Source organism: Bradyrhizobium genosp. SA-3 (genome assembly GCF_004212635.1).
Taxonomy (GTDB): Bacteria; Pseudomonadota; Alphaproteobacteria; order Rhizobiales; family Xanthobacteraceae; genus Bradyrhizobium.
This window is the reverse complement of sequence record NZ_PSRT01000114.1, coordinates 12,798-27,560: the sequence shown is the minus strand read 5'-3', so window position 1 is coordinate 27,560 and position 14,763 is coordinate 12,798. Positions and strand designations below refer to the sequence as shown.

The following is a 14,763-nucleotide window of genomic DNA, read 5'->3' as shown; positions in this document are numbered from 1 at the left end:
CGACGTTGAGGAAGCGGGTGAGCAAACTCTGAAGAACATCGCCCGGCCTGTCCACGTTTACCGCATCATCATCGACCCGGGCCCGCGGACTGCGACGCCCAAACGCGAGATTCCGGCGCTCGCGTTGCCTGACAAGCCGTCTGTCGCCGTGCTGCCGCTGACCAATATGAGCGGCGACCCCGAGCAGGAATTCGTCTCCGACGGTATCGCCGAAGATGTGATCACGGCGTTATCGCGTTATCCCTCATTGTTCGTCATCGCACGGAACTCGTCGTTCACTTACAAGGGGCGAGCGGTTGATGTGAGACAGGTCGGGCGCGAGCTCGGCGTCCGCTACGTGCTCGAAGGTAGCGTGCGCAAGGGCGGCAGCCGGATCCGTGTGACCGCGCAGCTCATAGAGGCGGCGACCAGCAATCATGTATGGGCCGAGCGCTACGACCGCGATCTCGCGGACGTTTTCGCCGTGCAGGATGAGCTTACCGAAGCGCTGACGACTGCGCTCGCCCCCGCCATTGCAGACGCCGAGCTCCGACGCGCCATGCGCAGGCCGCCGGGCAGCCTTGATGCCTGGGCCGCCTATCAGCGCGGCCTGTGGCATCTGAGCAAAGCGACCGCAGAGGACGATGAGAGCGCCGAGCAATTCTTCAGACAGGCGATCGATCTCGACCCGACCTTCAGCGGCAGCTACAGCGCGCTCGCTCTGTACCAGCTGCAAGCGGCCGCGCTCTACCAGAAGATTGGCCTGCGAGACGCGCAACACTCGGCGGAGGCCTTGGCCCGCCGGGCGGTCGCGCTCGATGGTGCCGATGCCGAAGCCCGTTCGTGCCTTGGCTGGGCCTTGCAAGCACGCGGCGAGGCTGACGATGCGTTGGCGGAGATCGAGCGAGCTCTCTCTATGAGTCCAAATCTGGCGATCGCGCATGGCCATCGAGGCGCGACGCTGATCTTTGCCGGACGGCACAAGGAGGGGGTCACGTCTCTCAACGTGTGTATCAGGCTCGATCCCCGCGATCCCTATCTGGCGGTCCGCCTGTTGCACATTGCGTGCGGTTTATATTTCTGCGGCGAATACGAGGCTTCGATCGAGGCCGCAAAACGCCTGATCCGGTCGTATCCCAATTTTCCGATGATCTACCGCTGGTCCGCGGCGGCGCTGGGCCAGCTTGGCCGCACAGCGGAAGCGAAGGAAGAACTGGAAAAGGCCGTCTCGCGCGCACCGGGGGCATTAGATATGTATGTCCGCAACAGAGCTCCGTGGTTTCGGCCAGAAGACCACGCGCATCTCGTCGACGGTCTGGGTAAGGCCGGATGGAGGGGTTGAGGCTGCATTGAACTGCGGGCCATCCCTTCTGTTTGCAGCGAGCTGTTCGACGATTCCCGCACGACGTCTCTTGTCGGATTGCCAAACGTCCGATTCGGGTCAATCGCGTCGGTTTGGCTCTCGGATGCGAACTTCCGGCCTACCCTTGTGAACCGACATGTCGCTGCACTGCGTCAACGGAAGCGATGGGCCATGAGCAGTCGCGAAGGCAGGGCGTTGCTAGCTCACTCGCTCAACAAGATGCGCACGCGAGGGTGCAGGGTCAAACCGATCGGCGAAATATTGCGTTTCGTTGGCAACCAGTCCTTCGCGGAATTCCATGATACTCACCGCGTATGATGACATATCGTCGTAGGTAAGCACGAATTCAGTGACCCAGAGATTGCCGCTCCCGATAATTCGCCGGACCGTAAAACGCTTCTTGTTTGGCTGGACGAACCTGCTCTCTTGAATGTTGTGCCTGCCCCGTATCCGCTCGCCGGATTGCGGATAATCAAGCACAGCATCCTCGTGATAGATCTCGTGTTCGGTCTTAAAGTCGCTAGTGTCCGAAGCATCCCAATGGCGCTCCAACGCCAGTCGCACGGTTCGATCATCCATCTCAATCTCCCACCTACCCCTCCCGGCTCTATCGGGCTTGTTGCGATCTCAGACCGGCAGTGTAATTTCGCAGACAAGTCCGTCTTTGCGCCAGTCAAAGTGAACTTTTCCCTTTAGCTGAGTGATCATTCCTTCAATGATGCGGCCACCAACGCCCTTTCGCGTGGGTTCCTGCGCGGCAGGACCACCCGTCTCGGTCCAGCGTAGATCCAATTGACCGCGAGCCTCGTGCGACCATTGCAGGTGGACCTGGCCGTTGGACTGGGACAAAGCACCGTACTTCGCGGCGTTGGTGGCCAGCTCGTGCAGCGTCATGGCAATTGCCTGAGCGACGCCGGGTTCTAACACGATATGCGGTCCATCCATCAGCAGTCCCTTCCCCGAATATGGAGCGAGTTCCTGTTCGGCAATCGCCGATAGATCGGCGCCTATCCAGCGTGTCGCGACAAAGAGCGAGCAAACCCTCGCAAGCGCTTCGATCCGCCCAACAATCGTCTGTTTGAGATCTTCCGGCGAGCTTGATTGAGAAAGATTAACTGCCGCCAGAACGCTCGCGAGCATGTTCTTGCTGCGGTGCTCGGCCTCGCGTGCCAATGTCGTGATCATCTCCTGATTTTTCTTTTGCTCGGTGATATCTCTCGCGATCTTTGATGCGCCAACGATCTTGCCGCTGGAATCCTTGACAGGAGAAACGGTCAGCGAAACGACAATGAGGCTGCCGTGCTTAGTTTGGCGAACAGTCTCAAAATGGTCGATGCGCTCACCTCGCCTGATGCGAGTGAGTATCTCGCGCTCCTCGCTTTGCCGGTCCTCAGGGATAACAAGCGTAATGGGCTGACCAATTGCCTCACTGGGCGAGTAGCCGAAGATGCGCTCGGCACCCCTGTTCCAGCTCAAAATGATGCCATCAAGATTCTTGCTCACAATCGCGTCGTCGCTGGATTCGACTATGGAGGCGAGCCAGCGCAACCGTTGCTCACTTTCCCGAAGTGCATTTTCAAAGTCGCTATTTCGCGTCATAGGGATGTTCCCCTGGTCGAGAAGCTCAGTGGGCCTTGACGGCAAAATCTTAGCACCAATGTTCCGTCCAGCATCGACCCGCCAACGTAGAAATCTGGTGCCAGTTCATGAGGTCGCCTTTGGGTCACGAGCGGCGGTCGAGGTTCGCGCTCGGCGAGTCCGGTCTACCCTTGCCAGCCGACCTGCGCGGCATCTCGAGCTTCTTCGGTTTGGGGGCCAACAGGCGACATTGAAGGCTTGGCTCGGAGATCGCCAACAGATACTTCCATCTCAACGTCGCGCGGTTGTTGCCCCGCGTCTCCAGCTCCACCTATTTACCGGACCGGCCTGGTTACTCGTTCACGCACAACTCGCCGCGAGCGTGCGAATCAAATCCGCCGCCCTGCCGACCGATGCCGGTGAGAAAAATGAGCCGACCGGTGGAGTTGCTGAATCGATCGGTTCCCTTGACGATCTTATCCAGTTGGCTGAAGGCCGGCGACTCGGTTTCGAACACGCCGGCAGTGCTGGTCGCGAATGTTCCCCCTTTTGCCGTCACTAGCACCGTTCCCGCGTAAGATTGCAGTGTTTTGGGCAACGATGGCAGTCCTGCCGTTTCGGCCATTCCGTGCGCCGTGAAAAGCCACGTTGCGCCGCTGAGAGCGGGCTCGTTGCTGATGACTGTTCCGACAGTGCAAAGGCCGATCTGGCTTAAGCAACCTTCCTTGGTCGTCTGAAGTGCAATTGTAGCCTCGAAGTTTCGGCACTGCGCGGGCTGTTGTGCGAAGCCGGCGCTTGTCGAAAGTGCAAGGATTAGGGTTGAAAGAAAGGCACTTTTCATCACGCCCTCCTTACTTATGTGCACTCTTACTGATGCGCACTCTACACCCGGTCGAATGGGTAAACGAGAGCCCGCCCGCTGCCAGATCGAAAGTCCGTTCAGGGTCACAAGCGGCTATGGCGCCGCACGCGGCTAACGTCCGGCCTACGCTCAATAGCGGACGTAGCTTGGTCGGCAAAGGGGCAACAGCCGACATCGCGCCTGAAAGAGGCCACCGATTGAGGTGGTTTCTTTTTATGCTTCGGCGCTTCGTTTTTACTTCTTGCGCGGATCGTCGCCTGGATCGATGAACTCGATGCCACCCGGCCCGGTGAACACAATTTGGACCATCGTTTCTTCGTTTGTCGTCCAAACATAATGGGGGTGCTTTGCCGGCAGCGCGAAGACGGAGCCCGGCTTCAATATCTCGCCTTTCGCGGGATCAAACTTTTCCCCCATGGCGTTCCCAAAGCTGCCACTCATCACGGTGACGACCTCGGCATCAGGATGGATGTGTGGCGGCACTTTATAATTCGGCGGGAATTTCACCCGCTGAACGATCGTCTCGGCCTTTGTTGGGTTACCGATCAGGATGGCGGTATGCGCGCCCCTGAAGACCGGATGTTCTATCCAGGTCAGCCCATCGGGCTTGACCACCTGCATCGCATCTTGAGCCATCGCAGAACTTGCCAACACGATCAAAGTGGCGGCGACAAAGGACTTTTTCATCCTAACCTCCTCCTCAATGTTGTTGCGGAGCTGGAAGAACTGAGCGCGGCCCTGGGTCCGCTCCACCGATGAGGGCCGACAGCACAACCGCATCAGCGTGGTTCGGCTAAGAGCCAATAACGAAAATACTCTGCGACCTTCACCGAATCGGCAAAATAGTGGGATCACGATCTCCTACGCGCTCGATCTATGAGAGCCTCGACTGTTGGAAGAATCTGCGCGGCGATCGCCTTGTTTCCGGCAGCGTTGGGGTGCAGGCCCTCCACCGCGTTTAGTTGAGCATTGTCCAGAACCGCATCGTTGATGGCTGGGAAGAATAGAACGCGGCTGCGCCGATGCAAAATGCAATCGCCGAAGTCGTCCTTGTTTCGCGCACTGGCGCCTTCGCGGCCAGGCTTAGCTCGAGCCAGCGTTGGGGAAGCCACTAACTTTGTAGCAAGTGGCCGTAGTAATTCATGCCGACGCTCAGACACTCAGCTGAAATCTATGCAGCTCTAGCTACTTGCACTGGGGAGTGTAGAGGAGCGGATATCCTCGGCGCGGCGAGAACCAAGGACCAGTAGCTCGCCCCTCTTCCGCGAGAGCGCGCGGCGTTTTTTCCGCGCGGAGCTTGCCACTTCTACAGTTCGAGCCACGTTGAGACATTAGATTGCGGGAGCCGCCAGGCTCAGTCGCGCTTGACCGAAGTGAGGTGTGGGGCTCTCGGCTGCGGCTCGCCTCACAAGCTACCTGCGGAATCCTCCGCGAAAAGTGTGGAGAGGTAATCTGGAGCGGCCGAATTATGGGCGCGATGATCCACGCGCAAGGAGCCCGCGAGCGCACCCACGAGGCCGTTCGAGAAGCCGACCGGGCGGAGGCGGAAGCCTGGTCCGTCCGCATGGAATGCTACGGGGGCCCTGCGCAGCCCTGCCCGACGATCGATCAATGCTTAAGTGGCGGACTGGCTGGAGGTTGAGTGCGGCCGCTGCAAGACACGCGAGCCTGCCACTCGACGTCATACGTCGGCATAAGCACACGCCGCTCTGGAGTTTAGGCGCTTTTTCCTGCCTCGATCAGCCTCGAACTTTCGGCGATCGGACTCATTTGCCCACGGCGCCTTCGCGCGCAGCGTCGGCCCGAGCGCACAGGCTAAAACTGTGCTAAACAACGAAACTCAGCACCATCGTCAAGGGTTCCTATGGAGCACCAAATGGCTTCCACGCAAGACGACAGCGTCGCGGAACGGCAGATCGCTGAGGAGCTTTCGCACCTGGCGCGCAAGGCGGAAGACGGTCCCTCGGTCCAGCCGACCATGGAGACGTCTCGCGCACCGGCAACGAACCATCGATCGACGACACAGCCCCACGTGGCCTTCGTCTGCTCTCTGTTGGCTGTATCGTTTGCTGCTTGGTGGTGGTGGTCGTCCTCCGCTGAACCGGCGATGAGGGCCCCTTCGGACGCTGCACCCCTGACGCGTGGCCCCCGAGAAGCTGCGGCGCCGAAAGACGCGGCGCCGTCTGAAATGGCCCTGGTTTCCAACTTGACTCAGCAGCTGCAGTCGATGACGCGCGATCTCGCTGCCTTGAGGCAAGCAGTCGAACAGCTTAACGTGACGCAAGAGAAATTGGTCCACGACAATGAAAATGTCGCGCGCCAACTCAAGACAGGCCAGGAAGAACTCGCACGTAACAACCGTGTCATCGACGACGTCAAAGGGATCCAGATCCAGATGGCACGCGAAAGTCAAACGCTCACCGATCGCCTCAACGCAAACCAGGAGCAACTCGCCCGCGCCACGGCGAACGCCTCAGCGCCAAAGGAGATGATGCCTGAAGTTACGAACGCGATCCCAGAAAAGCCAAAGGTCATGCAGGAAGTACCATTGCCGCGTCCGCGGCAGTCGGCCAATGCCCAGGCGCCAAAGCCGGCGCCAATTGCCAGGCCGCAAGCTATAAAACCGCAACCGTCGTTCGCGTGGCCATGGTCGCGCTAAGCGGCGACCGACCTGCTCCTGCGGCCGAAACTAAAGCTATGGAGACGGGCGCCGTTGACTGCGGCTCCTATTCAGACTTTCGCATCTGGCCCGCTGTCGCCCCGCGGTGCCTTTCGCTACGCTCGACTAGCTTACCCATGAGGTCCACTCTCACGCCCGCCTTGCGACAGATGAACTCGTAGTGCGCGCTCTCATCAACGTCCTGAAAGCGTCCCCACCGACTGATGTCAAAAACGAGAAGATGGCCGAAGTCCGCCTGACCAGATTGAACGTCCTCAATCAAGTCGATCAGACCTTGCCTGTTAGTGAGCTTCAGCCTGCTCTCGCCTTCATGACGATAAGTACGAACAATCGGTAACTTATGAAGTGCGGCATACGTGGCGATTACGGCTGCCTGGTTTTCAATTGAGTATTGTTGATAGTCCGTAGACATGCGGACGTATTGCGCCGCGCGGCACATCTTTTGTGAAAGGGGGAGTTGATGCCTGTGTGCGACGAGAGCTTTCGACATGGCGCTCTCTCGCGCCCACCCCAGCAGTGGTGCCGATTGGAGGCGATAATAGCCGCTGATCTGCAGTCTATAGAAGGGTCGACTAGCGTCAGCTTCTCTGTCTTAACGTAAGCACCGATAGGCCCGAACGCACGAGGAGAGTTAGCTTGTGGCCCATCTGCGAAGTTGCGCCTCGGCGGTCGGAAGTCCGGTCGTTGAGCAAAGCGGACTAGATTTGCTCAACCTGAGTTCTTCGCGTTCTGACCCATAACTGACGTCTAGGTCCCTCATTTGGATGCTTCGGGGAAACGGGGGGTTTTCAGACGCCGCGAGCCTTGGCGAAGGTCACAGATGGCAGTTCGCCGAATTGACGCCGATAGGCGGCGGCGAAGCGTCCAAAATGCGCAAAGCCGTATCTCACGGCTACGGACGTGACGCTCGTTTCCCTTACCGGACGGGACAAGGCGCGATGGACTGCATTGAGCCGCAGTTCGGCGAGCAGCGTCGCTGGTGGGCGGCCGAAAGCCTCCACGCAACTCAGATGCAGTGTCCGCTCCCGCGCGCCGACGGCAATGCAGAGATCAGTAATGCTCGGCGGATCGTCGAGCCGCTCTTTCAGGACCTTCAGCACCTCGCGCGCTATGCGGGCGCGGCTGTGCAACGGCTCGATGACTTCTGCCGACGGGATCATGTCGAGGATGACATCGAATATGCGTTCCTCGACCTTTGAAAGGCCGGCTCCGGCCAGATGGTCCGGCTTGCTCGTCAGAGATTCAAGCAAGCTGCATAATGCGGACGCGCGCCACGTCATTTCCTCTGTTTGCACCTGCCAGCGTGGCGAGGGAAGGTCGACGTTGAACTTGTCCACGCCTCGCCGCGCCTGGACCCATCGATCGATCAGCGGCGTGGGCATCACCACCACCATCGCGTCTGTTCGTCCGGTTGCCGTGAAGCCGACATCGTCGTGTGAGGTAGCTGCGATGAGTTCTCCGGGACGGACCGGTCTCCGGCGAACATGCAGGGAGCCTTCTGCCGCAAGCGGAAGACCGAACACCCAGGTGCCGGCAGGCGCTGCGCCGCGCTGCAGCACGCCGGGCGACCACAGCACGCGGGCCAATTGGAGCCGACCCATCAGAAGCTGGATCAGGTGCCCTTCAAAGCGGCCGCGTCCGATCTGCTCGTACTCCTGATTCCACGACAGCGGACTAGCCGCCATCGCATCGATGTCGTCGAACCTCCCTTCGACGAGCTGAGGCCCTGTCGATTGTCCTTCAAGCGAACCCGGCATTGATGCTGCCCTTTGTGATGCCGGCCCAGCTTACACGAGAACTTGCAGAAAGCGGATAGTCCGCATCCGGTTTTGCAGAATCCGGATAGTCCCGCTTTCTGCCCGTGTGAGATGAAAGCGTCATCGAGGTGCCTCACTCTACGGCGGAAGAAGGAAGGTACCCCCATGATGACATTCAACTGGGAGAGCCGCGCTATGAAGAAGATGCACGAAGTGATCCGGTGGCCAATGCTGCTCGGCACGATATTGACCGCGAGCGTCACCCTCGTGTCGCAGGCCAGCGCGCAGGTCGATGCCGAAAAACTCCTCAAGGCGATGACGGACTATGTGGTGAGCCAGAAGGCGATCTCCGTCACCTATGACTCCGACATCGAAGTCGTCACTTCGCAACTGCAGAAAATCCAGTTCACCAGCTCCGGTCAGGTGCAATTGAGCCGCCCGGACCAGCTGCGCGCCACGCGCACCGGCGGCTACCGCGACGTCGAGATCGTGTTCGACGGCAAGATGCTGACCGTAAACAACAAGGACAGCAAGGACTACGCTCAGATCGAAGCGCCGGGTACCGCGGAGGAATTGATCGATGTTCTGCGGGAAAAGCACGGTGTGGTCGCTCCCGGCGCTGACCTGCTGCTGTCCAACTTCTTCAATGTCATGACGCTCGACGTGGTCGAGGCCGCCGTGATCGGCAAGGGCGTCATCGACGGCGTCGAGTGCGACCATCTTGCTTTCCGCAACATGGAGACCGACTGGCAGATATGGATCGAATCCGGCGCTAGGCCGATCCCGCGCAAATATGTCATCACCAGCAAGGGCATCGCCCAAGCGCCGCAATATACCCTCCGGATCAGGGACTGGAAGGCGGACGTCGCGGCCGATGCTTTTGCGTTCAAGCCGGACCCGGCCGCCAAGAAGATCGCGATCGGCGAACTCGGCGACATCGACGAAGTGCCTCAAGGCACCACCATGGCAGGAGGAAAGAAATGAACCGTAGTCTCACCGCTTTCGCTCGTCTCTCGCTTGGTGCCATGCTTGGCTCCGCCGTCCTGTCGTGGAACGGTCAACTGCCGATTGGCCCCCAAGCCGCGTTCGTTTCTTCCGCCGAGGCGCGCGTCGGCCGCCCGCTGACGCCGATGAGTTATGCCGGCGTTGCCCGCCGGACCACACGCAGGGCCGTGGCAGTCGGTGCGGTAGCGGCAGGTGCGGCGGTCGTGGCTGCGCCCGTGGTGGTCGCCCCCGCGTGCAGGCAGGTCGTGGACGCCTATGGACGGATCGCCACCGTTTGCCGGTGAGACCAGTTCATAGCTGACAATAAGAATGACAAGGGAGGAGGCAACGATGAAGCGTTCGATCGCACTATCTGTCCTGCTGACAGCAGGCTTGATGACCGCCAGCAGTGAACAGGCCAGCGCCGTCGTCTACTGCCAGTATATCGCGTATCCCGCTGGTTGCGTCGTCAGGCCCGGCGTCGTGTTGCGGCCGCGGCCGGTGGCGCGGGCCGTGGTGACGCCAGGCGTCGGTGCCCCGGGAGTGGGGGTACGACCAGGAACACCGATGAACCGTGGCGGTCCGGTCAATCGGGTTGGCAGGCGCTGAACGGTGGAGACCGCCTTTTCGGAGCCGCGCTCCGTCATGTCGATCGATCCATTGCTCGAAGCGTAGCGGACTCGTGTCTGACGCTGCGAAAACCACGCGCCGTGAGGTCACAACAACAGAAGGAATTGTCCGAATGATTGCGAAGAAAATCATCCTATGCGGTCCGGTTATCCTCACTGCGGAACCGGCTTTGGCCCAGGTCGAACTCAAAACCTACGCGGACCGCGACGGCTATCTCGATGTTCAAAAGCTGACGTGCGCCCAATTGGCGAACACGTTTCAGGAAGACGCCGACTATCTCGCTGCCTGGTACAGCGGTTGGTACAACGGCCTTGCCAAGAAGCACGTGATGCAGGTCGCCCGCGCCAAATCCCTGCAGCACGAAGTCATCGTCCATTGCAAGGCCAATCAGGACAAGAAGATCATCGAAGCGATCGACGTGGTCTTCAAGGACTACCGCGCAGCGGGCACCAAGATGAAGAAGTGAGAGTGCGACAGCCTGAACCATCTTGAGAGCGAAAAAAAGACGAGGCTGGCCGTCTGATTGCCGCGTCTTATGGCCCGACCTGAGCAGGTTCAGATCGCTGGCGACCAGTCACCATCGTCGTCACAAACAGATGCTCCGGATGATATCGGGTTCTGTGACGGCGCAATCGGAGCGCGATGCTTGGCTGTCGCGCTCCGCCGGCTTCGAAAAAGGCGCAGGCAACGTGTTGCTACATATGACATGCTGACGCATGGACCTATCGCCGGTGTGACTCCAAAATCTTCACCTAGGGGGATCCGAATGAAGTTATCTCATATGGCGCTCGTTGCCCTCTTGGCGTCGACCGTCGTTCCGGCCTTCGACTCAGGAAAAGCCGCAGCCCAAATACTCAGCGAACGTACCTTCATACATTCTCACGCCGGACACTGTTCAGACCCGAATCGGGGCGCTGAAGTTCTTCGACGGCTTGCCAGACAAGGAGACGGTCGAGAAAGTTTACGACCAGCTTGATTTTGGCCGGGGGGTCGAAGCTTTCATGTCGGGTATGCCGGCTGCATCGGTTTACGCGCTATGCGAGGGCTTGAGCAGCGTCGGAGTCGGGCGCAATGGCGCCATCGGGATTACCGAAGATCTGATGGACGCGCGCTCCATATTCCTCACGCCGAATTCGACGACCGTCTATGTGCTTCAATGCCTCGACCTGAACAAGGGTCCGATGGTCGTGCAGGTTCCGCCCAACGTGCTTGGACCTGCGGATGACGCCTACTTCCATTGGATCACCGACATCGGCCTCACCGGGCCCGACAAGGGCAAGGGCGGCAAGTACCTGTTCGTTCCGCCTGCCTACAAAGGCGCTGTGCCGGACGACGGTTATTTCGTTGCGCGGCCGAAGACCAACGGTGTTGTCATTTTCTATCGCGCCTTTGTCGAAAAGGGCGACATCGCCGGCGCCGTCAAAGGCGTCAAGGCGAGCGCGGCCGTTTACCCATTGTCGGCTGCGGCCAAGCCACCCGCGCAGAAGTTCGTCAACACGTCCGGCGTGAAGTTCAATACGGTTCACGCCAACACCTTCCATTTCTATGAAGAGCTCAACGCCGTCGTCCAGAGTGAGCCGGCGGGATTTGCCGGACCGGAAACGATGGGTCTATTTGCCGCGATCGGCATCAAGAAAGGCGAGCCATTCGCTCCGGATGCCCGCATGAAGGCGATTCTCACGGACGCTGTCGCCGTCGCCAATGCCGCAGCGCGCGCCACCGTATTTGCGCCGCGGGATCCGGCCGTGAAGATTTATCCCGACCGCGAATGGGGGACGGCTTTTCCGGGCGGCAGCTATCAGTTCATGGACAACGGCGCCTACAATCTGGATGCGCGGTCATTGTTTCACTATTACGCGACGGGGATTACGCCAGCGATGGCGGCAGCAAGACCCGGAAGCGGCTCTGCCTACGCGTATTCCGCCCGCGATTCCCAGGGGAAGTACCTCGACGGCGGCAAGACCTACAAGATCATCTTGCCCGCGCCAGTCCCGGTCAATCAGTTCTGGTCTTTCACCGTTTACGACAATCAGACCCGCTCGATGCTGGAAACCAACCAGAAACTCGCCGGCATCGACAGCAACCAGCCGAACATCAAGAAGAATGCCGACGGCTCGGCCACGATCTGGTTCGGCCCGAAGGCGCCGGCCGGCCAGGAAAGCAACTGGGTCGAAACGGTACCCGGCAAGGGATGGAATTCGCTCTTGCGTCTGTACGGACCGCTCGAGCCGTGGTTCAACAAGTCTTGGAAACCCGGTGATTTCGAGTTGGTGAATTGACGAGCGGCTGGCCGGCATGGTCCACGCAAAGTGGGAAGCCTTTAGAGGCCCTCGAGGGCTTCCGACGGGAGAACAGTATTGAGCGAACAGATCCATCCGTTAGCCCCCCACCACATGCCGTTTTTCATTCCCGGCCCCGACGGGTCGGATACCCTGATGGTGGTGATGGGCATCTTCCTGGTGGCACTGATCCTGTGGGTGGGCACCCTGTACTGGAAGCTGCACAGCCTGCCGGAGCGGATGGCGCACCGGACGCACAAGCTGCAGGTCGAGGTCGTTGCCGTGCTCGGATTGATCTCGCTGTTCACCCACATGCACATCTTCTGGATCGCGGGACTCTTGCTTGCCATGATCGACCTGCCGGATTTCGTCACGCCGATACGCCGGATTGCCGGATCGGTCGAACGTATCGCCGACGCCACGCCGGGCGCGCCGCCTGCCGAGGAAGAAATCGAAACGACTGCGGTGCAGGCTGACGGTCAAGGAAGGCAGCAAGCAGCCGCCAAGCAGGAGGTGCACAGCCATGCTTGAGCTGATGATCTGCTCACTGGTGACGATTGTCCCCGATTACCTCTACCGCCGCTATTGGCAGGGCAGGCGCTTCGGCAAGGAAATTACGTTCTTCTCGGTCTGGTACGAGCTGCGCTGGGGCATCACGGGCTGCCTGATGCTCACGGTCGCGCTGATCACGATGATCTTCTACTATCATCCGTCGACAGCGTCGGCGGCGATATATTACCGCACCATACCGATCCTCCCCGAGGGGGCGGGGCGCGTTGCGGAGGTCAATGCCAGCTTCAGCCAGGCCGTGAAGAAGGGCGACGTGCTGTTTCGGCTCGACAGCTCGAAGCAGAAGGCGGCGCTAGAGACCGCGAAGCGGAAGGTTGCCGAGGTCGATGCGGCGCTCATCAGCGCGCGTTCCGACGTCGCCAAGGCCGAGGCCCAGGTCGGAGAAGCGAAGGCTTCGCTGCAGCAGGCCAAGGACGAATTAGACACCAAGGGCGAGCTGCAGCGCCGCAATCCCGGCATCGTGCCGCAGCGCGATATCGAGAAGCTGCAGGTGGTGGTTAATCAACGGCAGTCCGGTCTCGATGCCGTCAATGCCGCGAAGGAATCGGCTGCCTTGCGCATCTCGACGCTACTGCCTGCAGAGCGAGCGAGTGCCGAGGCCGCGCAGGAACAGGCGCAGGTCGATCTCGAAAAGACCTACGTTCGTGCCGGCGTTGACGGCCGCGTCGAGCAATTCACGCTCCGCACGGGCGACGTCGTCAACCAGATGATGCGGCCCGCCGGCATCCTGATCCCGGAAGGCGCCGGTCGAAGCGTCCTGCAGGCCGGCTTCGGCCAGATCGAGGCTCAGGTCATGAAGCCAGGCATGATCGCTGAAGCAACCTGCATCTCGAAACCTTGGGTGATCATTCCGCTCGTAGTCACCAATGTACAGGACTATATCGCCGCTGGGCAGATCCGCGCCGGCGAGTCGCTGGTCGACACGCAAAGTCTGCGGCAGCCCGGCACGATCCTCGCGTTCCTAGAACCGCTCTACAAGGGCGGCCTCGAAGGCGTCACGCCGGGATCGAGCTGCATCGTCAACGCCTATACCAGCAACCACGACCTGATCGCCGCCCCCGAGACCGGCGCGCTCAAGGGCTTTGCGCTGCATGCGGTCGATGCGACGGGCCTCGTGCATGCGTTGCTGCTGCGAATCCAAGCGCTGTTGCTGCCGGTCAAGACGCTAGTGTTGAGCGGCCACTAAAAAAAGAACAACGAAGACCCTCTCGACTAACGCCGCTCTGGCAGCGTCTCAGCATGATGTTCGCTCGCGCGAGTCGCGACCAAATTAATGCTCTTGTCGTCATGCTTTCGCGCCGAGATTCCACTGTGCGGTAAGTCACGCGGTAAGGGCTCCATTCGTGGTCGCGAAGTCGGGCGTTAATGTCCGCTTCTGGCCCATCTGCGAAGTCGCGCCTCGCCTGACGAGGTCCGCTCATGACGGCAGAGCGGACCAAATGTGCTCAACCTGAGTTCTTCTCAGGTTGACCCTAAGGCAGACATCGCGCGGCAGCATCTGTCGGGGGCTCGGCCGCTTTTGGCACTCTAAAGGGATTGACTGCCAAGCCAGTGAAGAACAGGCTGTTTTACGTCATCGCCTTGGGTCTAGGCTTCAATGTTAACGCGAGAAGAATATCTTGAACGGAGCAAGGAAAACGCTCTCGCACTTCTGAGCGCCGGCCGGATACGCGAGGCTGCTTCTTCGATAATGATGGATATCCTCAATAGCCCGAGCTGCTCAATGCCTCGTGAGATCCATGCATTCGGCATCTGTGCCGCCACGGCTGGGGACACTAGGGCGGTCAGAGCATACATCGAGGGTTTTATCTGACAGCTGTTTGGTAACGAGCCTTGTCTCGATCTTTCCGGACGTCATCCACTCGCCCTCCGCAACTCAGTCATTGAAGGGGCTAGCGGAGCTGCACCAGCAGACGTATTGCGTCGGCGACCATGACTGCCCCGTCTTCCGTCACCCCCGGCAAGACTACCGCAAACCCCCCTCCGCCATAGCGCGACGCAAGCCCTCCCGTGTTGGCAGTAGCACTCCCGTGACTTCGGCAATGCGCTGCAAGCAGCCAGCGGCGGCTTGGTGGATATCG

General features: G+C 60.0%; 15 protein-coding genes. 9 read left to right on the top strand and 6 right to left on the bottom strand.

Going from position 1 to position 14,763, the window contains the following annotated elements:
- Positions 1-124 precede the first annotated feature (124 nt).
- A complete protein-coding gene (locus tag CWO91_RS31415) occupies positions 125-1,321 on the top strand; it encodes a hypothetical protein (RefSeq protein WP_130219232.1) in 1,197 nt (398 codons plus the stop codon).
- 219 nt (positions 1,322-1,540) lie between these two features.
- Here CWO91_RS31415 and CWO91_RS31410 read toward each other — a convergent pair whose 3' ends face one another.
- The 4 genes from CWO91_RS31410 to CWO91_RS31395 all read right to left on the bottom strand — a co-directional run bounded on the left by CWO91_RS31410 (position 1,541) and on the right by CWO91_RS31395 (position 4,469).
- Entirely contained in the window at positions 1,541-1,921 is a 381-nt protein-coding gene (locus CWO91_RS31410) for a nuclear transport factor 2 family protein (protein WP_130219230.1), read from the bottom strand.
- Between the two features lie 48 nt (positions 1,922-1,969).
- A complete protein-coding gene (locus CWO91_RS31405; protein WP_130219228.1) occupies positions 1,970-2,941 on the bottom strand; it encodes a PAS domain S-box protein in 972 nt (323 codons plus the stop codon).
- 331 nt (positions 2,942-3,272) lie between these two features.
- Entirely contained in the window at positions 3,273-3,761 is a 489-nt protein-coding gene (locus CWO91_RS31400) for a hypothetical protein (RefSeq protein ID WP_130219226.1), read from the bottom strand.
- Between the two features lie 255 nt (positions 3,762-4,016).
- Positions 4,017-4,469: a cupin domain-containing protein gene (locus tag CWO91_RS31395; protein WP_130219224.1), complete on the bottom strand. Its 453-nt coding sequence runs from the start codon at positions 4,467-4,469 to the stop codon at positions 4,017-4,019.
- A 1,189-nt stretch (positions 4,470-5,658) separates the two neighbouring features.
- Between CWO91_RS31395 and CWO91_RS31385 the strand changes: the two genes are divergently transcribed.
- Positions 5,659-6,441: a hypothetical protein gene (locus tag CWO91_RS31385; protein ID WP_130219222.1), complete on the top strand. Its 783-nt coding sequence runs from the start codon at positions 5,659-5,661 to the stop codon at positions 6,439-6,441.
- Between the two features lie 67 nt (positions 6,442-6,508).
- On the opposite strand, the gene CWO91_RS31380 is transcribed toward CWO91_RS31385, so the two are convergent.
- Together CWO91_RS31380 and CWO91_RS31375 are read right to left on the bottom strand one after the other, a co-directional pair.
- The gene (locus CWO91_RS31380; protein WP_130219220.1) at positions 6,509-6,952 is read right to left on the bottom strand and encodes a recombinase family protein; all 444 of its coding nucleotides are present in this window, start codon (positions 6,950-6,952) and stop codon (positions 6,509-6,511) included.
- A 298-nt stretch (positions 6,953-7,250) separates the two neighbouring features.
- On the bottom strand, positions 7,251-8,219 hold the full coding sequence (locus CWO91_RS31375) for a helix-turn-helix domain-containing protein (protein WP_130219218.1): 969 nt from the start codon (positions 8,217-8,219) through the stop codon (positions 7,251-7,253).
- Positions 8,220-8,384: 165 nt separating this feature from the next.
- Here CWO91_RS31375 and CWO91_RS31370 point away from each other — a divergent pair, with 165 nt between their 5' ends.
- The 7 genes from CWO91_RS31370 (at position 8,385) to CWO91_RS31340 (ending at position 13,868) form a co-directional block, all read left to right on the top strand.
- On the top strand, positions 8,385-9,203 hold the full coding sequence (locus tag CWO91_RS31370) for a DUF2092 domain-containing protein (RefSeq protein ID WP_245471442.1): 819 nt from the start codon (positions 8,385-8,387) through the stop codon (positions 9,201-9,203).
- Positions 9,200-9,508, top strand: coding sequence for a hypothetical protein (locus CWO91_RS31365; protein WP_130219216.1), 309 nt, complete (start codon positions 9,200-9,202; stop codon positions 9,506-9,508). The genes CWO91_RS31370 and CWO91_RS31365 overlap by 4 nt, the downstream gene beginning before the upstream one ends.
- A 46-nt stretch (positions 9,509-9,554) precedes the next feature.
- On the top strand, positions 9,555-9,812 hold the full coding sequence (locus tag CWO91_RS31360; RefSeq protein ID WP_208753095.1) for a hypothetical protein: 258 nt from the start codon (positions 9,555-9,557) through the stop codon (positions 9,810-9,812).
- 73 nt (positions 9,813-9,885) lie between these two features.
- The gene (locus CWO91_RS31355; protein WP_433995590.1) at positions 9,886-10,299 is read left to right on the top strand and encodes an HdeA/HdeB family chaperone; all 414 of its coding nucleotides are present in this window, start codon (positions 9,886-9,888) and stop codon (positions 10,297-10,299) included.
- A 580-nt stretch (positions 10,300-10,879) separates the two neighbouring features.
- Positions 10,880-12,112, top strand: a complete 1,233-nt coding sequence (locus tag CWO91_RS31350) for a DUF1254 domain-containing protein (RefSeq protein WP_245471441.1) — start codon at positions 10,880-10,882, stop codon at positions 12,110-12,112.
- A gap of 78 nt (positions 12,113-12,190) precedes the next feature.
- Positions 12,191-12,643: a hypothetical protein gene (locus CWO91_RS31345; RefSeq protein ID WP_130219210.1), complete on the top strand. Its 453-nt coding sequence runs from the start codon at positions 12,191-12,193 to the stop codon at positions 12,641-12,643.
- Positions 12,636-13,868, top strand: a complete 1,233-nt coding sequence (locus CWO91_RS31340; protein WP_130219208.1) for an HlyD family secretion protein — start codon at positions 12,636-12,638, stop codon at positions 13,866-13,868. Before CWO91_RS31345 ends, CWO91_RS31340 begins: the two co-directional genes overlap by 8 nt.
- The last annotated feature ends 895 nt before the right edge of the window (positions 13,869-14,763 follow it).

What these genes read in the sequence shown, in the direction of transcription:
- CWO91_RS31405 (WP_130219228.1), bottom strand. Translation starts at nt 2,941, where the DNA reads ATGACGCGAAATAGCGACTTTGAAAATGCACTTCGGGAAAGTGAGCAA.
- CWO91_RS31410 (WP_130219230.1), bottom strand. Translation starts at nt 1,921, where the DNA reads ATGGATGATCGAACCGTGCGACTGGCGTTGGAGCGCCATTGGGATGCT.
- CWO91_RS31395 (WP_130219224.1), bottom strand. Translation starts at nt 4,469, where the DNA reads ATGAAAAAGTCCTTTGTCGCCGCCACTTTGATCGTGTTGGCAAGTTCT.
- CWO91_RS31400 (WP_130219226.1), bottom strand. Translation starts at nt 3,761, where the DNA reads ATGAAAAGTGCCTTTCTTTCAACCCTAATCCTTGCACTTTCGACAAGC.
- CWO91_RS31370 (WP_245471442.1), top strand. Translation starts at nt 8,385, where the DNA reads ATGATGACATTCAACTGGGAGAGCCGCGCTATGAAGAAGATGCACGAA.
- CWO91_RS31365 (WP_130219216.1), top strand. Translation starts at nt 9,200, where the DNA reads ATGAACCGTAGTCTCACCGCTTTCGCTCGTCTCTCGCTTGGTGCCATG.
- CWO91_RS31360 (WP_208753095.1), top strand. Translation starts at nt 9,555, where the DNA reads ATGAAGCGTTCGATCGCACTATCTGTCCTGCTGACAGCAGGCTTGATG.
- CWO91_RS31380 (WP_130219220.1), bottom strand. Translation starts at nt 6,952, where the DNA reads ATGTCGAAAGCTCTCGTCGCACACAGGCATCAACTCCCCCTTTCACAA.
- CWO91_RS31375 (WP_130219218.1), bottom strand. Translation starts at nt 8,219, where the DNA reads ATGCCGGGTTCGCTTGAAGGACAATCGACAGGGCCTCAGCTCGTCGAA.
- CWO91_RS31340 (WP_130219208.1), top strand. Translation starts at nt 12,636, where the DNA reads ATGCTTGAGCTGATGATCTGCTCACTGGTGACGATTGTCCCCGATTAC.
- CWO91_RS31385 (WP_130219222.1), top strand. Translation starts at nt 5,659, where the DNA reads ATGGCTTCCACGCAAGACGACAGCGTCGCGGAACGGCAGATCGCTGAG.